Source organism: Micromonospora sp. I033 (assembly GCF_053890995.1).
Window position 1 is genome coordinate 1 of the sequence record NZ_JBSSLX010000047.1, and the last position, 21,874, is coordinate 21,874.

Annotated in this window: 20 protein-coding genes and 1 pseudogene; 11 read left to right on the forward strand and 10 right to left on the reverse strand. The window is 73.7% G+C overall.

Annotated features, from left to right (window positions below; genetic code table 11):
- On the reverse strand, positions 1-1,315 hold a 1,315-nt coding region (locus ACW0Q9_RS11075; protein ID WP_456180234.1), incomplete at its 3' end, for an MFS transporter.
- 79 nt (positions 1,316-1,394) lie between these two features.
- Here ACW0Q9_RS11075 and ACW0Q9_RS11080 point away from each other — a divergent pair.
- From ACW0Q9_RS11080 to ACW0Q9_RS11090, 3 genes are all read left to right on the forward strand, one after another.
- Positions 1,395-1,790 (forward strand): winged helix-turn-helix transcriptional regulator, encoded by a 396-nt coding sequence (locus tag ACW0Q9_RS11080; protein WP_355662794.1) that lies wholly within the window; start codon positions 1,395-1,397, stop codon positions 1,788-1,790.
- A gap of 80 nt (positions 1,791-1,870) precedes the next feature.
- On the forward strand, positions 1,871-2,416 hold the full coding sequence (locus tag ACW0Q9_RS11085) for a TetR/AcrR family transcriptional regulator (protein ID WP_456180237.1): 546 nt from the start codon (positions 1,871-1,873) through the stop codon (positions 2,414-2,416).
- Between the two features lie 33 nt (positions 2,417-2,449).
- On the forward strand, positions 2,450-4,630 hold the full coding sequence (locus ACW0Q9_RS11090) for an MMPL family transporter (protein ID WP_456180239.1): 2,181 nt from the start codon (positions 2,450-2,452) through the stop codon (positions 4,628-4,630).
- 21 nt (positions 4,631-4,651) lie between these two features.
- On the opposite strand, the gene ACW0Q9_RS11095 is transcribed toward ACW0Q9_RS11090, so the two are convergent.
- Complete coding sequence (locus ACW0Q9_RS11095) at positions 4,652-5,908, reverse strand: erythromycin esterase family protein (protein WP_456180241.1); 1,257 nt, start codon at positions 5,906-5,908, stop codon at positions 4,652-4,654.
- A gap of 81 nt (positions 5,909-5,989) precedes the next feature.
- On the opposite strand from ACW0Q9_RS11095, the gene ACW0Q9_RS11100 reads away from it, so the two are divergent.
- Positions 5,990-6,181 (forward strand): DUF2795 domain-containing protein, encoded by a 192-nt coding sequence (locus tag ACW0Q9_RS11100; protein ID WP_456180243.1) that lies wholly within the window; start codon positions 5,990-5,992, stop codon positions 6,179-6,181.
- A 6-nt stretch (positions 6,182-6,187) separates the two neighbouring features.
- Here the strand turns inward: ACW0Q9_RS11100 and erm are convergent, their stop codons facing one another.
- The gene (erm, locus tag ACW0Q9_RS11105; protein WP_456180245.1) at positions 6,188-6,988 is read right to left on the reverse strand and encodes an ErmE/ErmH/ErmO/ErmR family 23S rRNA (adenine(2058)-N(6))-methyltransferase; all 801 of its coding nucleotides are present in this window, start codon (positions 6,986-6,988) and stop codon (positions 6,188-6,190) included.
- 367 nt (positions 6,989-7,355) lie between these two features.
- Entirely contained in the window at positions 7,356-8,252 is an 897-nt protein-coding gene (locus tag ACW0Q9_RS11110) for a Gfo/Idh/MocA family protein (RefSeq protein ID WP_456180247.1), read from the reverse strand.
- A gap of 163 nt (positions 8,253-8,415) precedes the next feature.
- Between ACW0Q9_RS11110 and ACW0Q9_RS11115 the strand changes: the two genes are divergently transcribed.
- Together ACW0Q9_RS11115 and ACW0Q9_RS11120 are read left to right on the forward strand one after the other, a co-directional pair.
- Positions 8,416-8,820 carry a hypothetical protein gene (locus ACW0Q9_RS11115; RefSeq protein WP_456180249.1) on the forward strand — a complete coding sequence of 135 codons (405 nt, stop codon included), beginning with the start codon at positions 8,416-8,418 and terminating at the stop codon, positions 8,818-8,820.
- Positions 8,813-9,273: pseudogene (locus tag ACW0Q9_RS11120) on the forward strand (hypothetical protein). Before ACW0Q9_RS11115 ends, ACW0Q9_RS11120 begins: the two are co-directional and overlap by 8 nt.
- On the opposite strand, the gene fabG reads toward ACW0Q9_RS11120, so the two are convergent.
- Positions 9,246-10,004, reverse strand: a complete 759-nt coding sequence (gene fabG, locus ACW0Q9_RS11125) for a 3-oxoacyl-ACP reductase FabG (RefSeq protein WP_456180251.1) — start codon at positions 10,002-10,004, stop codon at positions 9,246-9,248. The pseudogene ACW0Q9_RS11120 and the gene fabG overlap by 28 nt on opposite strands.
- Before the next feature lie 55 nt (positions 10,005-10,059).
- The gene (locus ACW0Q9_RS11130; protein WP_456180253.1) at positions 10,060-11,712 is read right to left on the reverse strand and encodes an alpha-amylase family protein; all 1,653 of its coding nucleotides are present in this window, start codon (positions 11,710-11,712) and stop codon (positions 10,060-10,062) included.
- 72 nt (positions 11,713-11,784) lie between these two features.
- Between ACW0Q9_RS11130 and ACW0Q9_RS11135 the strand changes: the two genes are divergently transcribed.
- Together ACW0Q9_RS11135 and ACW0Q9_RS11140 are read left to right on the forward strand one after the other, a co-directional pair.
- A complete protein-coding gene (locus ACW0Q9_RS11135) occupies positions 11,785-12,384 on the forward strand; it encodes a DUF1349 domain-containing protein (protein WP_456180254.1) in 600 nt (199 codons plus the stop codon).
- Between the two features lie 83 nt (positions 12,385-12,467).
- The gene (locus tag ACW0Q9_RS11140) at positions 12,468-13,130 is read left to right on the forward strand and encodes a DedA family protein (RefSeq protein ID WP_456180256.1); all 663 of its coding nucleotides are present in this window, start codon (positions 12,468-12,470) and stop codon (positions 13,128-13,130) included.
- A 13-nt stretch (positions 13,131-13,143) separates the two neighbouring features.
- On the opposite strand, the gene ACW0Q9_RS11145 is transcribed toward ACW0Q9_RS11140, so the two are convergent.
- From ACW0Q9_RS11145 to ACW0Q9_RS11160, 4 genes are all read right to left on the reverse strand, one after another.
- Entirely contained in the window at positions 13,144-14,709 is a 1,566-nt protein-coding gene (locus ACW0Q9_RS11145; protein WP_456180258.1) for a cellulose binding domain-containing protein, read from the reverse strand.
- Between the two features lie 133 nt (positions 14,710-14,842).
- On the reverse strand, positions 14,843-16,267 hold the full coding sequence (locus ACW0Q9_RS11150; protein ID WP_456180260.1) for a carbohydrate-binding protein: 1,425 nt from the start codon (positions 16,265-16,267) through the stop codon (positions 14,843-14,845).
- A gap of 76 nt (positions 16,268-16,343) precedes the next feature.
- Positions 16,344-17,087 carry a YidC/Oxa1 family membrane protein insertase gene (locus tag ACW0Q9_RS11155; RefSeq protein WP_456180262.1) on the reverse strand — a complete coding sequence of 248 codons (744 nt, stop codon included), beginning with the start codon at positions 17,085-17,087 and terminating at the stop codon, positions 16,344-16,346.
- Positions 17,088-17,183: 96 nt separating this feature from the next.
- Positions 17,184-17,453: a DUF6412 domain-containing protein gene (locus ACW0Q9_RS11160; protein ID WP_456180290.1), complete on the reverse strand. Its 270-nt coding sequence runs from the start codon at positions 17,451-17,453 to the stop codon at positions 17,184-17,186.
- 324 nt (positions 17,454-17,777) lie between these two features.
- Here ACW0Q9_RS11160 and ACW0Q9_RS11165 point away from each other — a divergent pair, with 324 nt between their 5' ends.
- The 3 genes from ACW0Q9_RS11165 (at position 17,778) to ACW0Q9_RS11175 (ending at position 21,848) form a co-directional block, all read left to right on the forward strand.
- The gene (locus ACW0Q9_RS11165; protein ID WP_456180264.1) at positions 17,778-18,926 is read left to right on the forward strand and encodes a carboxylate-amine ligase; all 1,149 of its coding nucleotides are present in this window, start codon (positions 17,778-17,780) and stop codon (positions 18,924-18,926) included.
- Between the two features lie 38 nt (positions 18,927-18,964).
- A complete protein-coding gene (locus ACW0Q9_RS11170; protein ID WP_456180266.1) occupies positions 18,965-20,344 on the forward strand; it encodes an FAD-dependent oxidoreductase in 1,380 nt (459 codons plus the stop codon).
- An 82-nt stretch (positions 20,345-20,426) separates the two neighbouring features.
- Positions 20,427-21,848, forward strand: coding sequence for a WGR domain-containing protein (locus tag ACW0Q9_RS11175; protein WP_456180268.1), 1,422 nt, complete (start codon positions 20,427-20,429; stop codon positions 21,846-21,848).
- The last annotated feature ends 26 nt before the right edge of the window (positions 21,849-21,874 follow it).

A 21,874-nucleotide genomic window follows, 5' to 3' on the forward strand; every position in this document is an offset into this window, starting at 1 on the left:
GGTAGCCCAGGGCCAGGGCGGCGACCTGGTCGGCACCGGCGGCGCGCAGCGCGTCGGTGCGGCTCGCCGCCAGGGTGGCCAGCACGGCCAGCCCGAGCGCCCCGCCGACCTGCTGCGTGGTGTTGGCCAGCCCGGAGGCGAGCCCGGCGTCGGCGGGTTCGGCGCCGGCCATGGCCAGGGTGGTGACCGCCGGCAGGGTGAGGCCGCCCGCGACGCCGAAGACCAGCAGCGCCGGGAGCACGTCGGCGGCGTAGCCGGCCTGCACCGGGAGGCGGGCCAGCAGCAGGAACCCGGCCACGGCGAGCCCCAGCCCGCCGACCAGCACGGTCCGGGCGCCGAACCGGGTCACCAGCCGCCCGGCCAGCCCCAGCGAGACGGCCCCGATCACCAGCGGGGTGGGCAGGAAGGCGAAGCCGGTGGCGGCCGGGTCCAGCCCGAGGACGAGTTGCAGGTGCAGGGCGAGCAGGAACTGGAAGCCGAAGTAGGCGGCCACCATGAGGAACTGGGTGACGTTGGCGGCCACCAGGCCGGGCGCGTGCAGCACGCGGGGCGGCAGCAGCGGGGCGGCGGCGCGCCGCTGCCGGGCGGCGAAGCCGGCGAGCAGCGCCGCGGCGAGCGCGCCGGCGCCGAGGGTGCGCGGGGAGGTCCAGCCGTGCTCGCCGGCACCGACGATGGCCAGCACCGCCGCCATCAGCCCGGCCGTGGCCAGCACCGCGCCGAGCAGGTCCAGCCCGGCCCGGAGCCCGGCGCCGCGGTCCGGCGCGATCAGGCGTACGGCGCCGGCCACGATCGCCACGCCGATCGGCAGGTTGATCAGGAAGATCGATCGCCAGCCGGCCAGGTCGGTGAGGACGCCGCCGACCAGCAGGCCGAGCGAGGCGCCGGCGGCGCCGGTGAAGCTGAAGACGGCGATGGCCCGGGCCCGCTCGGCCGGCGCGGGGAAGATCCGGACGATCATGCCGAGGCTGACCGCGGTGGTGAGCGCGCCCCCGACGCCCTGCGCGAACCGGGCGGCGACCAGCGTCCCGGGCCCGGTGGCGACCGCGCAGAGCAGCGAGGCGAGGGTGAACAGCGCGACACCCACGAGGAAGACCTGCCGCCGGCCGAGCAGGTCTCCCAGCCGTCCGGCGAGGAGCAGCAGGCCCCCGAAGGCGACCAGGTACGCGTTCACCACCCAGGCCAGTCCGGCGGCCGGGAAGCCGAGGTCGGCCTGGACAGCCGGCAGTGCCACGGCGACGATGCTGCCGTCCAGGATGATCATCAGGCTGCCGGCGCAGAGCACGAGCAGCGCGGGCCAGCGGTTGGTCCCCGTCATCGGAGTGCCTCCTTGGTGCACGGTTTGTTACTGAGGCCATCGTCTGTGACCATGAGGCGGATCGGAAGGAGGCACTTTGATGTCCCAGGGGAACAGGTGTGTGTCCATCCAGGCCGACCAGGCGCGGGCCTGCACCGTGCGGGAGGCGCTGGACCGGGTCGGCGGCAAGTGGAGCATCGGCATCCTGATCGCCGCGTCCCAGGGCCCGATCCGCTTCACCGAGCTGGAGCGGCAGGTGGAGGGGATCAGCCGCCGGATGCTCACGCTGACCCTGCGCAACCTGGAGCGGGACGGCCTGCTGCACCGGCACGTCCACCCCACCGTGCCGCCCCGGGTCGAGTACACCGCGACCCCGATGGCGCAGGAGCTCTACGAGTCGCTGGTGGCGCTGACCCGGTGGGCGGAGCGGCACCGCGAGGGGATCAGCGCGGCGCGGGCGGCGTACGACCGGGAGCACGGCGCGCCGGTCGGCTGAGCGCGGCTGTGGCGAAGGCCACGCAATCGGTCTGACCGATCGGTCAGGTGCTGACCGATCGGTCAGGCATGCTGGAGTGCATGGCGCGAGCGGTACCGGAGACCCACGGCGAGATCCTCGCGGCGGCGGCGCGACGCTTCGCCGTCACCGGCTACAAGGGCACCTCGCTCCAGGACATCGCCCGCGCGGTGGGCTGCTCGAAGGCGACCGTGCTCTACCACTTCGCCAACAAGGAAGCGCTGCTCAAGGAGCTGATGGCGCCGGCCATCGCGGTGCTGGACGCGCTCGACGCCCGGCTCGCCGGCACCACCGGCGCCGCCGCCCAGCAGATCGCCGGTGAGGGCTTCGTCGACCTGGCGGTGCGCTTCCGGCGGGAGATCGCGCTGCTCCGCGGCGAGTTCCCCGACCTGCTCCAGCAGCCCGCCTTCGCGCACATCCAGGAGATCTCCGAACGGCTCATCGCGGCGTTCGCGGGCCACTCCGACCGGCCCTCCGCGCGGATCGCCGCGCTGGTCGTGCTCGCCGGCATCGCCGAGACGTGCGGCGAGTTCATCGACATCCCCGACGACGACCTGCGGCCCGCCCTGCTGGCCGTGGTCCGGCGTGCCCTCGAACCCGTCAGCTGATCCACGTTCCGACCCCGAGGACAAGGAAACCCCATGGCGACCCTGCTGTACCGGCTCGGCCGGGCATCGTTGCGCCGACGGCGACTCGTCGCCGTCGTGTGGCTCGTCGTACTCGTCGGCCTCGGCCTCGCCGCCGCGACCCTGAAGGGCCCGACGGCGAGCAACTTCACCATGCCGGGCACCGAGTCGCAGAAGGCGATCGACCTGCTCGCCGACCGGTTCCCGGCGGCCAGCGGCGCCACCGGCACCATCGCGGTCAAGGCGCCCCAGGCCGGCCAGCTCACCACGCCGGCCGGGCAGGCCGTGGTCAAGCAGGTCACCCAGGAGGCGGCCACGCTGCCCGGGGTGATCGGCGCGGTCGACCCGTACCAGGCGCAGGCGCTCACCCCGGACGGCCGGTACGCGCTGATCCAGGTGCAGTTCCAGGGCCGGGCCGACGACGTGACCGACGCCCAGCGCGACGCGTACGAGAAGGTCGGCGCGCAGGCCGAGGCGCAGGGCTGGCAGATCGCCCCCGGCGGTGAGGTGCTGAACGCCGAGCCGGAGGTCGGTTCCACCGAGGCGCTCGGTGTGCTGGTCGCGGCGATCGTCCTTATCGTCACCTTCGGCTCGCTGGTCGCGGCCGGGATGACCATGCTGAACGCGCTGATCGGTGTCGGCGTCGGCATGGCCGGCCTGTACGCGCTCAGCGGCACCGTCGAGCTGACCAGCACGGCGCCGATCCTGGCCCTGATGCTCGGCCTCGCGGTCGGCATCGACTACTCGCTCTTCATCACCTCCCGGCACCGGCAGAACCTGCTCGACGGCCTCTCCCCCGAGGAGGCGGTCGGCCGGGCGGTCGGCACCGCCGGCTCCGCCGTGGTCTTCGCCGGCGCCACCGTGGTCGTCGCGCTCGCCGGCCTGGCCGTGGTGGGCATTCCGTTCCTCACCGTCATGGGCCTGGCCGCAGCGGGCACCGTCACCGTGGCCGTGCTCGTGGCCATCACGCTGGCCCCGGCTCTGCTCGGCTTCGCCGGCCGCAAGGTCCTCCCCCGCAAGCTGCGCGGGCGGGACGCGGTGGCGTCCCCGGCCACCGGCTCGGAGGACCGGTCGGGCTTCGGGTTCCGCTGGGCACACTGGGTGACCCGCCTGCGCATCCCCGTCATCCTGGTCGGCCTGCTCGGCCTCGGCCTGCTCGCGATCCCCGCCCAGGACATGCGGCTGGCGCTGCCGGACGCCGCCACCGCCGCCGAGGGCACCCCGGCCCGGGTCAGCAACGACCTGATCCGGGAGGGCTTCGGTGAGGGCTTCACGGGCCGGCTCGCGGTGGTCGTCACCGCCGACTCGCCGCAGGCCACCCAGGCCGCCCTGCCGCAGGTCACCGCGCTGATCCAGAAGACCGACGGGGTGCTGGCGGTGGCCCCGCCGCAGCTCGACCAGACCGGCCGCACCGCGCTGCTCGGGGTGATCCCGAAGACCGGCCCGACCGACGCGGTGACCGAGACCCTGGTGCACGACATCCGCGCCCAGGTCGGCGGCATCCAGAACGCCGACGTGCTGCTGACCGGCGTGACGGCGATCGGCATCGACGTGTCGGAGAAGCTCTCCGACGCGCTCCCGGTCTACCTGCTGCTGGTGGTGGGCCTGTCGGTGCTGCTGCTGATGCTGGTGTTCCGGTCCATCCTGGTGCCGGTGAAGGCCGCGCTGGGCTTCCTGCTCACCGTGGCGGCCACCTTCGGCATCACGGTCGCGGTGTTCCAGCAGGGCCACCTGGCCGACCTGGTCGGGCTGGACACGCCGGGCCCGCTGGTCAGCTTCCTGCCGATCCTGCTCATCGGCATCCTGTTCGGCCTGGCCATGGACTACGAGGTCTTCCTGGTCTCCCGGATGCGGGAGGACTTCGTGCACGGCGACACCGCCCGGCGGGCCACCATCAACGGCATGGGCCACGGCGCCCGGGTGGTCACCGCCGCCGCGCTGATCATGATCTCGGTGTTCGGCGGCTTCGTCTTCCTGGACGACCCGGTCATCAAGTCGATGGGCTTCGCGCTCGCGATCGGTGTCGCCATCGACGCGTTCGTGGTCCGGATGACCATCGTCCCGGCGGTGATGTCGCTGCTGAACAACGCCGCCTGGTGGCTCCCGCGCTGGCTCGGCAAGGTGCTGCCCAACGTGGACGTCGAGGGCGAGGGCCTGCGCGCCCACCTCGCCGAGCGCGAGCCCGCCCAGGTGTGACCCGGGGACCTGCCCGGCCGGTCAGACGCCGGCCGGGTAGGTCTCCATCTCGCCGGGCACGGCCGGCGCCGGCAGCGGGTGCAGCGCGGTCGCCTCGTCGCACCAGATGAACGCGTCGTAGCGCTCGCCCAGCCGGGTCGGCACGTAGTTGCCCCAGGACTCGAAGCTCGGGTCGTAGACCACCCCGATGGCCCGGTGGTCGGTCGTCCCGGTCACCCACTCCGGCTGGTCCTCGCCGCCGAAGACCAGCACCGCCCGTTCCGGCATCAGTTCGTGCAGCCGCCGCTCCACCGAGCCCTCCCGGGCCGGCGGCACCACCATCGCCTCGGACGGCGAGCCCCAGCGGGGCGCCGCGATCACCGTGCCCCGGTAGCTGCCGAAGCCCACCAGCACCACCGCGTCGCGGCCGTGCCGCTCCCGGCCGAGCTGGCCGATGTTCACCAGCCCGTCCGCCGCCATGTCGGTGGCGCGGGCGTCGCCGACATGGGTGTTGTGCGCCCAGACGATCCCGCGCGCCTGCGGGCCGTAGCGGTCGAGCAGCCGGTCCAGTGTGTCGGCCATGTGGATGTCGCGGATGTTCCAGGACTCCGGGCCGCCGCCCACCATGGAGCGGTAGTAGCGTTCCGCGCCGGCCACCACCTCCGCGTTCTGCCAGGCCGCGAAGCGGTCCGCGCCGTCGGCGGCGGCCTGTTCCCGGGTACGCGCCAGCAGCCGGACCACCTCCTCCTCGCAGCGTGCCGAGACGAACCGGCTGGCCGTCCCGTAGTCCTCGACCCGCTTGCCGTACGGCTCGAAGCAGCGGTACGCCTCCTGCGCCGCCTCCAGCGAGGCCGGGTCCTCCTCGCCCAGGTAGTCGAAGATGGCCTGCATCGACTCCCAGAGGCTGTAGACGTCCAGCCCGTGGAAGCCGGCCCGCTCCCCCTCGGGTCGCTCCAGGTTCCACGCCCGCAGCCAGCGGCAGAACCGGGCCACCTCGGCGTTGGCCCACATCCAGGTCGGCCAGCGCTCGAAACGTTCCAGCGCGGTCTGCGGATCGGCCAGCCCACCGGGGGCGCCCACCACCGAGCAGTTCACCCGGTCGCAGTCCGGCCAGTCCCCCTCCACCGCGACGAAGTCGAAGCCCTGTTCGGCGATGAGCCGCCGGGTCAGTTGCTCGCGCAGCCGGTAGTAGTCGTAGCTGCCGTGCGTCGCCTCGCCGATCATGACGATCCGCGCGTCCCGGACGCGTTCCAGCAGCGGGTCGAAGTCGCTCGGCGCGCCGAGCCGCTGTACCAGCATGCCAGCGGCTACCCGGGACCCGTCCGGGCAAACGGTCACGCCGGCGGGCATGCCGCCCGGCGCAGCGGGTAGCCCGCCGGCATGACCGTCACCGGGGTGCAGTTGCAGGAGTTCCTGGCCGGGCTCGACTACCCAGTCTCCCGTGCGGACCTGGTCCGCTGGGGCCAGGAGAACGGCGTCAGCACCGAGATGTTGCAGATGCTGAAGGCACTGCCGGCGGAGGAGTTCAACAACCCCGCCGAGCTGGGCGAGGCGCTCAACACCCTGGTCTGAGCCCGCTCACCGCCCGGCGTGGAGCAGCCGGAACAGCACCAGCCACTGTTCGGGCCAGACCAGCCCGACCGGGGTGTCCGGGGCCAGCCGGGCGGCCCGCAGCGCCCCGTCGACCCGCCGGCGCGGGTACCCGGTGCGCAGCGAGGCGGCCAGCGAGCCGCCCACCCCGCCGAAGCCCAGCTCCACCAGCCGCCGGTAGGCGGGCAGCGCCGCCCGGGGCAGCAGCGGCTCCGGGCGGCGGTCCAGCCGGAGGATGCCGCCGTCGGCGGCGGGCACCGGCCGGAACGCGCCCCGGGGCACCCGGCCGGCCAGCCGCCAGTGGTGCTCCGGCCAGGTGAGCACGGTGAGCCGGCTCCACCGGCCGTGGTCACCGGTGCGCTTGCGGGCGTAGTCGAGCTGGGTGAGCAGGGTGGCCGACCGCAGGTCGGGCGCGGCGAGGCACCACCGGACCACGGCCGCGGTCAGCGACCAGGGGATGTTGCCGACCACCGCGAACGGCTCGGCGGGCGGGACGGCGGCCAGGAAGTCGGCCGCCCGGATCCGGACCTGCGGCAGGTCCGCGCAGGCCGCGGTCAGCTCCGGCAGCACGGCCGGGTCGACCTCGTACGCGACCAGCCGGCCGCACCGGGCGGCGAGCGGCCGGGTCAGCCGGCCGCGCCCGGCGCCCACCTCCAGCAGCAGGTCGTCCGGACCGGGGCGGGCCGCCCGGACCACCCGCGCGACGGCGGCCGGATCGGCGAGGAAGTTCTGGGACAGTACGCGACGGGACCGGTCGCGTGCGGTGGTGGGGAATCGGCGGGGCGCCACGGGATCGTCCTGTCTGTCGCCGGACGGCGACGGGAACGGACAGGCGGCGCGGAGGCGGGCCTGTCCGAGCGGATCGGGACTCGGACGACCCTGGAGGTTCGGCGGGACGCGACGGCCATCCCCGGAGCGGGGCAGGTGGCGGCGCACCGGGCAGCCGGCGGCGGCCGGCCCGGTCAGGGGCCGGCGGTGCGGACGGTCAGGTCAGGCGCGGTGGGCGTCCCGGCCGGCCAGGGCCGGACGCCGGACCCGCGGGCGGGCGACCAGGAGGAGCCCCCGCGCGGCCGGCGTGACGGCCACGTCGATCAGGGCATGCGTGCACATGCCGGCCAGGCTAGCGGGGGGCCCGGCCGGCACGCGACGGGATTTCTCAGAGGTCGACGGTGCGCCGCTCACGGCGCGCGGTCTCCGCCGCGTCGAGCACCGCCACCACCTCGCGGCCGAACCGGACGTCGCAGCGGTGGTCGCGGGTGCCCTCGTCGACCTCCTCCAGCAGCTGGTCGATGGCCGTGCCGAACGCCTCGAGCACGCTGCCGTCGCCGGGCGGGACGGTCTCGGTGCCGTTCTCGCCGAAGAAGACGAAGTCCCGGGTGACCGCCTCGGGCGGCGCGTCCAGGGTGAGCGAGAGCGTGCTGGTGGCACCGCCGTCGTGGGTGAGCAGCAGGTGCACCAGGCCGCTCGGGCCGTCCATGGCGGCGACCCGGGTGACCCGGCCGAGCACCGGCAGGATCAGCGACAGCGCGTGCGGGCCGATGTCCCAGAGCGCGCCCCGGTCGCGCCGCCACTGCGAGTTCCCGTACGGGTTGCCCGGCTGGTAGATGGAGGCGAACATGGTCGCCCGGGCGTGCTGCCAGCCGCCGGCCGCCGCGGTCGAGGCGAGGAAGCCGGTGACGTTCGGGTGGTACCGCTGGGTGAAGAAGACCACCGAGGCCACGCCGGACGCCTGCGCGGCGGCCACCACCCGGTCGGCCTCGACGAGGCTCAGCGCCAGCGGCTTGTCCAGCAGCAGGTGCCGCCCGGCGGCGGCGGCCCGGACGGCGATCTCGGCCTGCACGTCCGGCGGCAGCGCCACGGCGATCGCGTCGCAGGCGGCCAGCAGCTCGTCCACGTCCTCGAAGACCGGTACGCCGTGCCGGGTGGCCAGCTCGCCCGCCTTCGCGGGGTCACGCCCCCAGACCCCGGCCAGCTCGGCCCGCGGGTGCGCGTCGATGGCCGCGGCGTGCGTCTCCGCCGCCCAGTGACCGGTGCCGAACAAGCCGAACCGCACCACGGACCCCCTGCTGTCGTCCTTCGCCACGGCGTACGCCGGTGGCCGTGATCCACGCTAGTCGCCCGGCCCGGCCGACGCGCCGCGACCCCGCCGGAGAGCCGGGCGAGGGTGGCTACTACGACGATTAGTAGGCTGTGCCGGTGAATGGGACTGCGCCGGGATGGCGTCGATGACGAGCGCCGCGGCGGCCGGCTCGCCGGTGGACGGGATCCTCGCGACGGCCGCGATCGTGCTGTCGCTCCTGATCGCGGTCTGGGCCCTGGTGGCGGCGGTACGCCACCGGGCGCCGGACCGGCTCCAGTTCGTCGGCCTGGCCGTGCTGGAGGTGGCCCTGCTGGCGCTGGCCGTGGTGGCGCTGGTCGCGCTCGGCGGCGGCGAGCGGCCGGGCGAGCCGGGGGCGTTCTTCGGCTACCTGGTGACGCTGGTCTGCCTGCCGCCGCTGGCGTGGGTGCTGGCCCGGATGGAGCCGACCCGGTGGGGCTCGGCCATCGTCTGCGCCGTCTGCCTGGTCACCCCGGTGGTGGTGGTCCGGTTGCAGCAGACCTGGGAGGTCGTCGGTGGCTGAGCAGCGGGCCACGAACCGGGGGCCGGGCCGGTTGCTGATCGCGGTCTACATCCTCTTCGCCATCGCCGCGACCTCGCGGGCCGGGCTACAGATCGCCACGAAGTTCGACGAGGCGCCGGTGGCGTACCTGCTCTCCGCGCTGGCCGCGCTGATCTACATCGTGGCGGCGGTCGGGCTGGCCCGGGCCGGTCACACCGGCCGCCGGGTCGCGCTGGCCTGCTGCTCGGTGGAGCTGCTCGGGGTGCTCGGCGTCGGCATCCTCAGCCTGGCCGACAAGGAGCTGTTCCCGGACGAGACGGTCTGGTCGGGCTTCGGGAGCGGCTACGGCTACATCCCGCTGGTGCTGCCGGTGCTCGGCCTGTTCTGGCTCTGGCGCACCCGGCACGACCCCGCCTGAGGGGTCGTGCCGGGCGGGACGGGCCCGGTCAGTCCTTGGGGCCGCCGGCCACGTAGATGACCTGGCCGGAGACGAAGGAAGCCCCCTCGCTGGCCAGGAACGAGATGGTGTGCGCGACGTCCTCCGGGCGGCCGGTGCGGCGCACCGGGATCTCCGCGGCGGCGTGCTGCTGGAGCGCCTCGAAGTCGACCTTCATCCGCGCCGCGGTGGCGGCCGTCATGTCGGTGACGATGAAGCCCGGCGCGACCGCGTTGACGGTCACCCCGAACGGGCCCAGCTCGATGGCGAGCGTCTTGGTGAAGCCCTGCAGGCCGGCCTTGGCGGCCGAGTAGTTCGCCTGGCCCCGGTTGCCCAGCGCGGACGTGCTGGAGAGGTTGACGATCCGGCCCCACTTCCGCTCGACCATGTGCTTCTGGGCGGCCTGGCTGAACAGGAACGCGCCGCGCAGGTGCACACCCATGACGGTGTCCCAGTCGGCGTCGGTCATCTTGAACAGCAGGTTGTCGCGGAGCACGCCGGCGTTGTTGACCAGCACGGTCGGCGCGCCCAGCTCGGCGGCGACCCGCTCCACGGCGGCCGCCACCTGGGCCCGGTCGGAGACGTCGGCGCCGACGCCGAGCGCCCGCCCGCCGGCGGCGGCGATGGCGTCCACGGTCTCCTTGGTGGCCGACTCCTCGATGTCGACCACGGCGACGGCCATGCCGTCGGCGGCCAGCCGTCGGGCGGTGGCCGCGCCGATGCCGCGCGCGGCTCCGGTCACGATGGCGACGCGGGGCTCCTCCGACATGATTACCTCCCGGTAACTTGGGCTCGATCGAAGGAGCTTAGCGCCGGGCCCGCCGTCAGAGCCTGGTGCCCCGGCAGATCCGGATCCACCGGTAGCCGTAGCCGGCCAGCTTCAGCCGGTCCAGCTTGCCGACCTCCTCGTAGTTGCGGTCGGTGAGCACGTCGATCGGCAGGTCGGCCTCGGGGGCGAGGACGCTCAGGTCCACCTCGACGTCCTCGGTGCCCAGGTTGTGCAGGAAGACCATCGTCCCGGTCCGCCCGTCGGCCCGGTGCGCCAGCACCCCGGGCGGCATCGGCACGTCGATGTGGCTGGTGCTCCCCGAGCCGATCTCCGGGGCCTCGCGGAGGGTACGGATCATCCGCTCGAACCAGCCCAGCAGCGACCTCGGGTCCTTGCGCTGGGCGGTCACGTTGACCTGCTGGTAGCCGTACTCGCCCTTGTCGATCACCGGCCGGACCAGCTTCTCCGGGTCGGCGGTGGAGAAGCCGCCGTTCTCCTTGTACGACCACTGCATCGGGGTGCGGATCGCCTCCCGGCCGGGCAGCGACAGGTCCTCGCCCATCCCGATCTCCTCGCCGTAGCGCAGCACCGGCGTGCCGCGCAGCGAGAACTGGAGCGCGTACGCCAGCTCGATGCGGCGGCGGTCGTTGCCGAGCATCGAGGCCAGCCGGCGGCGGATGCCCCGGCCGTAGAGGCGCATGTCCTCGTCGGGGCCGAACTGCTCGTACACCTGGTTGCGCTGTTCGGCGGTGAGCCGGGACAGGTCGATCTCGTCGTGGTTGCGCAGGAAGGTGGCCCACTGCCCGCCCTCGGGCAGGGCCGGGGTGTCCCGCAGCGCCTCGATCACCGGCTCCGGGTCGTGCCGGGCCAGGGCCAGCATGAGCCGCCCGTTCATCATGAAGTCGAAGAGCATGTGGATCCGGTTGGCCGAGCCGCCGCTGTCGCCGAAGTAGACCGGCAGCTGGTCGGGCTCGACGTTCGCCTCGGCCAGCAGGACCGCGTCGCCCCGCCGCCACTGCACGTGCTGGCGCAGCTCGGTGAGGAACTCCAGGTCCTTGGGCGAGTTCGGGTTGCCGGCCTCGGTCAGCTCGATGATGAACGGCACCGCGTCCATCCGGAAGCCGGAGACGCCGAGCTGGAGCCAGAACGACATGATCTTCTTGATCTCGGCCCGGACCTCCGGGTTGGCGACGTTCAGGTCCGGCTGGAACTTGTAGAAGCGGTGGTAGTACCAGGACTTCGCGGTCCGGTCGTAGCTCCAGGTCTCGTTCTGCTCGCCGGGGAAGACCATGCCCTGGTGCCGGTCCGGCGGCGCCTCGTCGCTCCACACGTACCAGTTGCGGTACGGCGAGTCGGGTGAGGAGCGGGCGGACTGGAACCAGGGGTGCTCGTCCGAGGTGTGGTTGACCACCAGGTCGATGATCACCCGGATGCCCCGGTTCCGCGCCTGGTGCAGCAGCTCGGCGAAGTCGCCGAGGGTGCCCAGCCTCGGGCTGACGTTGTAGAAGTCGGTCGCGTCGTAGCCGTCGTCCCGGTTCGGCGACGGGTGGATCGGGTGCAGCCAGAGGCAGGTCACCCCGAGCCGGGCGAGATAGTCGAGCCGCCCGATCAGGCCGCGGAAGTCACCCACCCCGTCCCCGTCGGAGTCGGCGAACGTGTCGACGTCGAGGCAGTAGACCACCGCCTCCTGGTACCACCTGTCACCCATGCCCGGTTTACTTCTCCGGTTGCCGACCCCGGCAAACCCACGACCGGCCCGTCCGGCCGGTACGGTGCCGGGATGAGTGCCGACACCCACGCCCTCGACTGGTCCGCCGGCACCTGGCTCAACCCGCCGGAGCGGGCCGACCCCGCCGGCGACGCGCTGCTGGTCGAGCCGGGTGCGGGCAGCGACCTCTGGCGCCACACCAGCTACGGCTTCGTGCACGACGACGGCTCCGCGCTGCTCGCCCCGTTTCCCGTGGACAGTGCCGTGGAGGTCAGCTTCCGGCTCGACTACGCCGCCCAGTTCGACCAGGCCGGGGTGCTGGTCCGGGTGGACGAGCGGCGGTGGACCAAGGCCGGCGTGGAGGTCAGCGACGGGCAGCCGCAGGTCGGCGCGGTGGTCACCGACGAGCGGTCGGACTGGTCGGTGGCCCCGGTGCCGGAGTGGTCGGGCCGGGACGTGACGGTCCGGGTCAGCCGGGCCGGGGACGCGCTGACCGTCCGGGCGAGGGTGGACGCCGAGCCGTGGCGGCTGGTCCGGGTGGCGCCGCTCGACCCGGGGGCCGAGGCGGCGGCCGGGCCGTACTGCTGCTCGCCCAGCCGGGGCGGCCTGGTGGTCCGCTTCACCGGCTGGCGGCGGGGGCCGGCGGACGCCGCGCTGCACCCGGAGGGGTGAGTGGGTCCGGTCACCGGCAGGTGTGACGAGCGCCCGCCGGGGTACCGGTTACCGATCCCCCGGCACCGCGCGGAAGGACGCCCATGGCACTCGCCCAGAACGTCGACCCGAACCAGTTCACCGGGCTGACCGGCTGGGTGGCGAGCGTGATCGACTCGTTCGGCGCGGTCGGGGTGGCCCTGCTCGTCGCCCTGGAGAGCATCATCCCGCCGATCCCGAGCGAGATCGTGCTGGCCATGGCGGGCTACCTCGCCGCCGAGGGCCGGTTCAACGTGGTGCTGATCGTGCTGGCCGCCACGGCCGGCTCGCTGCTCGGCGCGCTGGTGCTCTACTGGCTCGGCGCGGCGCTCGGCGAGGAACGGCTCAAGCGCTGGCTCGACCACATCCCGCTGGTGGACCGGGAGGACCTGGAGAAGGCGGACCGCTGGTTCGAGCGGCACGGCCGGTGGGCGGTGCTCATCGGCCGGGTGGTGCCGGTGGTGCGCAGCCTGGTCTCCGTGCCGGCCGGCGCGAACCGCATGCCGCTGGGCGAGTTCGTCCTGCTCACCACGCTGGGCAGCGGGGTGTGGAACGCGCTGATCGTCGGGGCCGGTTTCGCCCTCGGCACGCGCTGGCAGGAGGTCGACCGCTACAGCCACTGGTTCAACTACGCGATCTTCGCTGTCTTCGCCGTGATGATCGTGACCTGGGTGGTCAAGAAGGTGCGCCGGCGGCGCGCCCGGCAGTCGGTGACCGCCGGGCGCTGACCGCGGCAGGGGATCAGAATCCCGCGGTGATGGTGGTGAACTCCCAGGTGTTCTGGGCGATGCCGGAGCAGTTGGACACCACCCCGCCGCCCGCGCAGGGCCGGTCCCGGTTGACCGACCAGAAGGTGAACCGGGCGAGGCCGCGGGCCTTGGCCCAGTCCCGGATCTGGGTCCAGGTGGCCGGGGTGGTCAGCTCCTGCTGGTCGGAGAGGCCGTTCATGCCGGAGATGCCCATGTGGGCGTAGGCGGTGGCGTCGGACCAGCCGAAGGCCGTCTTCAGCGCGTTCTTCAGGCCCTCCGACGCGTTGACCGTGCTCTGGTACATGTTCGCGCCGCCGCCGAAGTCGAACGGCATGATGGTGAAGACGTCGATGTTGGCGCCCTTCGCCGCGGCCTGGTTGATCAGCCGGGTGCCGTAGTACGACGGCCCGGTGGTCGAGGTGCCGAAGGTGACGATCGTCTTGATCCCGGGGTTGTTCTGCTTGACGATCTTCAGGGCGTCGAGGATCCGGTCCTGGACCACCTCGTTCTCGAACTCGTCGCTGTTCTCGATGTCGATGTCGATGGCCTTGAGCCCGTAGGCGTTGATGACCTGCTGGTAGGCGCCGGCCAGCGCGCTCGCCGAGGAGCAGTTCGGGCCGAGCTTGTTGCCGCTCCAGCCGCCGAAGGACGGGATGATGTCGCCGCCGGCCGCCTTGATCGCGGCGATGGTGCTGGCGTGCGTGCCGCCGGTGAGCGGGCCGGTGCCGTCCCAGGCCGGGGTGCAGCCCCCGCCGGAGAGCACGAATGCGATGGTGAACCACTTGATCCCGGTCGCCCCCATCACCGTGGACGGCGCGGGCGGGTCGCCCCAGCCCGGGTAGAGGTAGGGCGCGGCGGCCATCACGCCGCCTCCCCCGCCGGTGCAGCCGGTGGTGGTCGCCGACACCGCCGGCGACTTCGCCGACTCCCCGCTGGCGTTGTACGCGGCCACGGTGTAGCTGTGCCCGGTGCAGGCGGCCAGCCCGGAGACGGTGGCCGAGGTGCCGGTGACGGTGGCCCGCACGGTGCCGCCCTCGTAGACCCGGTAGCCGGTGACCGTGCCGGAGACGGCGTTCCAGGCCAGCGAGACCGAGGTGTTGGTGGTGCCGGTGACCCGGAGGCCGCCGGGGGTGGCCGGGGCGCCGGGGTTGCCGCCGCCCCCGCCGGTGCACGAGCCGCCGTTGACCGTGCAGTTGGTCGGGTCACCGGTGCCGTTGACGATGAAGCCGAAGCTGGTGCTGGCGCCCGGGGCGAGGGTGCCGTTCCAGGACTGGTTCACCGCGGTGACGTGCTGGCCGGAGGTGGTCAGCCGGGCGTCCCAGAACGAGCCGAGCGTGCTGCCGGCCGGCAGGTCGAACTGGACGTTCCAGGAGGAGATGCTGGCCGAACTGTTGTTGGTGACGGTGAATTTCGCCTCGTACCCGCTGCTCCAGGTGGAGGTGCGGACGAAGGCGGCGGTGGCGGCGGAGGCGGGCGACGCGGCCAGTAGGGTGCCCGCGACCAGGGCGGCGGCGAGCGCGGCGGCCAGTGTCGCGATGCGGGTGGAGCGCAGTCTCACGGCGTCCTCCAGGACGTGGTGGCGGAGGGTGGGAATTTACGACCGTCGACGTGCGCTCATTATTAAGAGTGTTAACTGTTTCTGTCCAGAGGCGGATCCGGGGGTCCCCGCGGGGACCCCCGGCCCGGCCGGCTCAGCGCCGGAAGGTGAACCAGTTGACGTTGACGAAGTCGGCCGGCTGGCCGCTGCTGAAGGTCAGGTAGACCGTGTGGCGGCCGGTGACCGCGGCGACGTTGCCCGGCACCGAGCGCCAGCTCTGCCAGCCGCCGGTGTTGGCGACCGCGAAGCTCCCGATCGGCGGGTTGGTCGGACTGTCCACTCGGACCTGGACCAGCCCGCTCACCCCCGCCGGCGCGCCGGAGGCGACCCGGGCCACGAAGTCCCGCGGCGGGGTGGCGCCGAAGTCCACGTTGTCGTAGCGGGCCCAGTCGCCGTTGGCCAGCCAGCCGATGTCCTGGCCGCCCTCGGCGCAGGCCTCCACCTGCACCCCGTTCTGCCCGGTGAACGCCTCGGCCTGGATGGTCGAGTAGGCGTCCACCACCCCGCCCGGCGGCGGGGTGGTCGGGGTCGGCGACGGGGTGCCGCCGCCACCGCGGGTGTAGGCGGCCACGTAGTCGACAAGCATCGGCCGGCCGGAGACGGTCGACGCGGTGGGCGTGGTGGAGCCGGCCACCCCGTTCGGGAAGCCGCCGCCCATCGCCACGTTGAGCAGCAGGAAGTAGCCGGCGTGGTTGGTCATCTGACCCCAGTACGGCTCGCCGACCTGGCTCTGGCTGACGGTGTGGAAGAGCTGGCCGTCGACGTACCAGCGCAGCTGCTGCGGGCTGATGGAGGCGTCCCACTCGAACCGGTAGGTGTGGAACGCCGACTGGCAGGTGCTGCCCGGGCAGGCGCGGGAGTTGCCGATGCCGTTGAACTCGTTGCACGGCCCGCCCGGGGCGACGCCGCAGTGCAGCACTCCCCAGACCGAGTTGATCCCGTTGACGTTCTCCATCACGTCGAACTCGCCGATGCCCGGCCAGTTCTGGTAGTTGCCCCGGTACGGGGAGCCGAGCGCCCAGAACGCCGGCCAGTAGCCGGCCGCCTGGGCGCCGGTCACGTTCGGCATCTGGATCCGGCCCTCCAGGGCGAGCACTCCCCCGGCCGGCGGCTTGAAGTTGGCGCGGACCGTCTCGATCCGGGCCGAGGTCCACCGGCCGGCGGCGTCCTTGAGCGGGGTGATGCGCAGGTTGCCGGCGCCGTCCTGGGCCAGGTTGGCGGTGCTGCTGGTGTAGGTCTGGATCTCACCGGTGCCCCAGTTGGCCGGGCCGCCCGGGTAGCTGGTGCCCGTGTCGATGATCCAGTTGGCGGAGGAGGGCAGGGTGCCGGCCGCGCCGGTGAAGTCGTCGCTCCACACCAGGCTCCAGCCGCTGGGGGGCGGCGGCACGGCGGCGTGCGCGGACATGGTGACGGTGGCGAGGGCGGTGGTGGTGGCGAGCACGGCGGCCGCCAGGGAGAGCCGCCGGCGTGACCGGCGCACGGCGGAGGGGGCGGCCGCAGCCGCCGGGACAGGGTTCATCGGGGTGCCTCTCTGCGGGGACGGGCAGGAGAGAGCGCTCTCTGAGGCGTTTTCTACGCGCCCGCCCCCGCACTTGTCAACGTCCGTCGATGCCCTCCGGCCGCGGCCGGCGCAGCACCACCTGCTCCAGCAGGGTCCACGCCGTCGTGGTGACCAGGTAGAGCACCGCCGCGAGCGGCACCACCAGCGCCACCAGCACCGTGGTGTAGGGCAGCAGCGGCACCAGGCGGCCCAGCACGGCGGCGCCCGGGCCCTCGGCCGGCGCACCGGCGATGGTGCCGGTGGCTGCGGCCGCCTGGCGCGCCCGCCGCGACGACCACCAGGCCAGCACGAGCAGCGCCGCCAGCAGCACCCCGAAGACCGCCACCACCGGGCCCGTGAGCCCGTCGCCCAGGTGCCACCCCAGGGGTACGCCGGCGAGCTTCTCGTCCAGCAGGTGCGGGTGCCCGTCGCCGGTGGCGAAGAGCCGGTACATGACCAGGAAGAACGGGGCCTGCAGGAGCGCCGGCAGGCAGCCCGCGACCGGGCTGGCCCCGGCCCGGCGGTAGAGCGCGAACAGTTCGCTCTGCAGGCGGCCGGGGTCGTCGGCGTACCGCCGCTGGAGGTCGCGGACCTCGGGGGCGAGCGCCGCGCGGCGCCGCTCCCCGCGGACCTGGGCCAGGGTGAGCGGCGAGATCAGCAGCCGGACCCCGATGGTGAACAGGACGATCGCGGCGGCCGTGGCCGCCCCGCCGGTCAGCGGGGCGAGCGTGTCGGCGAGCCAGGTGACGACGGTGGCGGCGGCGGAGGCCGCGGCGTGCAGTGGTGCGAAGGCGAGCATGGGGAAACCCCTCGGTCCGATTCCCGGATGCCCCGGCGGGACGACGCGTCCCGGCGGGACGGATGACGACGGAACCGGCCGCGTGGCGAGGCGCGGCTACGCGGCCGAGGGGCGGAGCCCCGGCGCGCGGGGACGCGGCCGTCCCGGGGCGTCCGGGTCGACCTGCCGGGGCACCCGCCGCTGCCGGGCGCGGGCCCGCAGGGCGGCGGCCCGCCGGCCGCCGGGCGGCGTGGGCAGCGCCCGGACCCGCAGCGCGAGCAGCGCGGCGAGCAGCAGCGCGGCGGCCACCGCCGCGCCGGCGAGCAGGCCGGTGGGGCGGTCCGCGAGCAGGGTGAGGGCGTACGCCCACGTCCCCGTCACCAGCATCCCGACCACACGCCGACTCTAGAACCCGTTGTCACGTCCCCGGAGCCGATCGCCCGCCAAGCCGCCCGGCCGACCTCGGTCACCGTCCGCGACCTCGTGCTCAGGCCAAACGGGGTGTCTCGGCGGCCGCCCGGCGCACGCCCGGGCGGCTCGCCGTCCGCGCGGAATCCCCGTCCGGAGCCCGGGATCCGTGACCCACGAACGGGGGACGACAACCGGCGCGTACGCGGCGACACGCCGCCCGGGGCGTTTTCCGCGGCCGACACGGTGGGTAACAGGGCGTCGACCGCGCGGCACGGTGCCGCGACCGGTACGGAGCGGACGGTGGTCTCGATGAGCGGGTCAGTGGCGGAGCGGGAACGGAGCGCCGCACCGGGCGGCACGGACCTGCTGACAGTCGGCGTGGAGGAGGAGTTCCTGCTCGTCGACCCGCACACCGGGGCCGCCGTGCCCGCCGTCGACCTGGTGATGGAGCAGGTGCCGGCCGAGCTGCGGGGCCAGGTGGAGCGGGAGTTCCAGACCAGCCAGATCGAGATCGGCAGCCCGCCCGGGCTGGAACTCTCCTCGATCCGGCACTCGCTCGGGATGCTCCGCGCCGAGCTGGCCGCCGCCGCCGAGCGGGCCGGCGTCCGGCTGCTGGCCATCGGCACCGGGCCGGTGGACGGCCCGGTGCCGCCGGTGGTGGACAAGCCCCGCTTCGACCGGATGATCGAGCGGTTCCGGCTGCTGGTGCCGGGGCCGGGCAACAACGGCATGCACGTGCACGTCGGCATCCCGGACGCGGAGACCGGGGTGCAGGTGCTCAACCACGTCCGGCCCTGGCTGCCCATCCTGCACGCGGTCACCGCCAACTCCCCGTTCGCGAGGGGCGAGGACACCGGCTACGCGAGCTGGCGCTCGGTCGAGTGGGAGCGCTGGCCCTCGGTGGCGCCCACCCCCTGGCTCGACTCGCACGAGCACTACGAACGGCTCATCCGGCAGCTCATCGCCAGCGGCGTGATGCTCGACGAAGGAATGCTCTACTGGTACGCCCGACTCTCCGCCAAGTACCCGACGGTGGAGATCCGGATCGGTGACGTCTGCCCGTCGGTGGACGACGCGGTGCTGGTCGCCGCCCTGGTCCGGGCCCTGGTGGCGACCGCCATGACGGAGATCGCCGAGGGTCGGCCGGCCATCAACACCGACCACCACCTGCTGGTCGCGGCGCACTGGCGGGCGGCCCACGACGGGCTGGAGGGCGAGGGCGTCGACCTGACCGACGGCGAGCTGCGCCCCGCCTGGGAACTGCTGGACGGGCTTGTCGAACGGGTCCGCCCGGAGCTGGAGCGGCACGGCGACCTCGACCGGGTGACCGACCTGCTGGGCGGGCTGCGCCGGCACGGCAGCGGCGCCGCGCGGCAACGGGCGGTGTTCGCGCGTACCGGCAAAATGGTCGACGTGGTCGCGGACGTGGCCCGGCAGACCCGGGGCTGAGCCGCCCCCACGGGCCCGGCCATGACAGGATGGGCGTCGTGGCGGAGCGGATGGTCGTCGTCGGCGGGGACGCCGCCGGAATGGCGGCGGCGTCCCAGGCCCGGCGCCGCCGCGACCGGGACGACCTGGAGATCGTGGCCTTCGAGCGGGGCCACTTCACCTCCTACTCGGGCTGCGGCATCCCGTTCTGGGTCAGCGGGATCGTGGCGGAGCGGGACCAGCTGATCGCCCGGGATCCGGCCACCTTCGCCGACAAGTTCGACATCGAGGTCCGGCTGCGCCACGAGGTCACCGCCATCGACCTCGACCGCCGCGAGGTGGTCGCCCGGGACCTGGACGGCGGCGGCGAGGTCCGCGCCGGCTTCGACACCCTGGTGTACGCGACCGGCTCGAGCCCGATCCAGCCCGAGTGGGCGCGCGGCGGGCCGGCCGGGGTGTTCGGCATGCAGACCCTCGACGACGGCACCGCCCTGCTGGACTGGCTGGAACGCGAGCCGAAGCCCCGCCGCGCGGTGGTGGTCGGCGGCGGCTACATCGGCGTCGAGATGGCCGAGGCGCTGCTGCACCACGGGCTCTCGGTCGACCTGGTCGAGCAGGCCGACCAGCCGATGTCCACGGTGGACCCGGACATGGGCGAGCTGGTGGCCGAGGCGATGCGCGCCACCGGCATCGGCATCCGTTCCGGCCGGACGGTCACCGGCCTGGAGGAACGGGACGGCCGGATCGCCGCCGTGGTCACCGACGAGGGGCCGATCCCGGCCGACGTCGTGGTGCTGGGCCTCGGCGTACGCCCGAACGTCGCCCTCGCCGAGGCCGCGGGGCTGCCGATCGGCCCGTCCGGGGCGATCCGCGTCGACCGCCGGATGCGGGTGCCCGGCGCGCCCGGTGTCTGGGCGGCCGGCGACTGCGTGGAGTCGCTGCACCGGGTCAGCGGCATGCCGGTGCACATCCCGCTGGGCACCTACGCCAACAAGCAGGGCCGGGTCGCCGGGATCAACATCGGCGGCGGGTACGCCACCTTCCCCGGCGTCATCGGCACGGCGGTGACCAAGGTCTGCGACCTGGAGGTCGGGCGCACCGGCCTGCGCGAGCGGGACGCCAGGGAGGCCGGCTTCGAGTTCGTCACCGTCCTGGCGGAGTCGACCAACCGGGCCGGCTACTACCCCGGCGCCCGGCCCATGACCGTGAAGCTGATCGCCGAGCGGCCCAGCGGCCGCCTGCTGGGGGCGCAGATCGTCGGCTGGTCCGAGGCGGCCAAACGGATCGACCCGCTGGCCGTCGCGCTGTGGAACAACATGACGGTGGACGACATGACCGGGCTCGACCTGGGCTACGCGCCGCCGTACGCGCCGGTCTGGGACCCGGTGCTGATCGCCGCCCGCAAGGCCGTCGACACCCTCACCCACGCGGGGCGGTAGGCGCACGCTCTTTGTCGGGGGGCGGCGTTAACTTGAGCGGGCTGTCGCCGGTTCCGGCCCTTCCCCTCGGAGGCTTACCCCCATGTCGCAGGAGACGACCTACCTCGAACTGTCCGAAGTGGACGGTGGAGCGCACAAGTTCTACGAGGTCGTGGTCGACGACACCACGATGACCGTGCGCTACGGCCGGATCGGCGATCAGGGCCAGGTGAAGATCAGCAACTATCCGGACAACGCCCGCGCCCGGGCCGCCGCCGCCAAGAAGATCGGCGAGAAGATCCGCAAGGGGTACGCGCCGGCGGTGCCCGGCGTACGCCAGAAGCGGGCGGTCTCCCGCCGGCAGATCGTCAGCACCCGCTCCACCGCCCGCACCGCCCCGGTCCTCTGGCGCTACGCCTCCGGCGCGCCCGCGTTCGGCATCTTCATCGACGGGCGGACCTGCATGGTGGGCAACGAGCACGGCGTGATCACCACGCTCGACCACGACGCCCGGGTGCTGCACCAGGTCCGCCTCCCCGACGGGGTGAAGTGCATCGTGGCCGACGACGCCTGGATCTACGCGGGCTGCGACGACGGCAACGTCTACGACCTCTCCGGCAAGGTGCCCCGGGTGGCCTACGCGATCGCCCCCGACATCGACATCTACTGGCTGGACATCCACGACGGCGTGCTGGGCGTCTCCGACCGCGAGGGCGGCATCGCCGCCGTCGACCACGAGGACGAGTTCCTCTGGCGCCGGCCGGGGCGCGGCCGGTCCGCCTGGATGGTGCGGTGCGACCCCGACGCCCTCTACCACGGCCACTCGCAGGGGGTCACCGGCTACGACTGGCGGACCGGGCGGGAGCTGTGGCACACCCGCACCGGGGCGGTGCTCTTCGGCTGGCAGGAACGCGACGCCGTGTTCGCCGGCACCGGCACCCGCGAGGTGGTGCGGCTGCGCAAGGACGGGCGCGCCGAGCGGGCCTACCGGTGCGACGCCGCGGTCTTCTCCTGCGCCACGGCCGAGGGCGGCCGGTACGTCTTCGCCGGCGACAGCGCCTCCTCGATCTACTGCTTCGACGAGGCCGGCAACCGACTGTGGAAGCTCGGCACCGGCTGCGGCTCGGCGTACTCGATGCAGTACCACGACGAGCGGCTCTACGTGGTGACCACCGGCGGCTACCTGGCCTGCATCGACGCCAGCGAGCCGGCGATCCGGGCCGCCGAGGCGGGCAGCGTGCCGGAGGTGGTCGACGTGAAGGCCCCGGCCCGGCTGCCCGAGCCGGCCGCCTGGACCAGCGTGGAGGTGACCACCGACGACCGGTCCGGCGTGGTGGTGCAGTGCGTCGAGCAGGGCGGCCGGATGCGCATCCACGTGCTCTCCGACGGCTACCGGCGGGACTGGTCGGTGCAGTTCCCCAAGGGCATCCGGGAGCCGGGGGCGCGCTACCTGGTCACCGAGGTCCGGGAGGCGGGCCGGGGCGGCTTCTACCGGGCGTACGGCGACATCCGCCGGCTGCGCTGAGCGTTGTCGGGGCCCGCGTCCCCCCG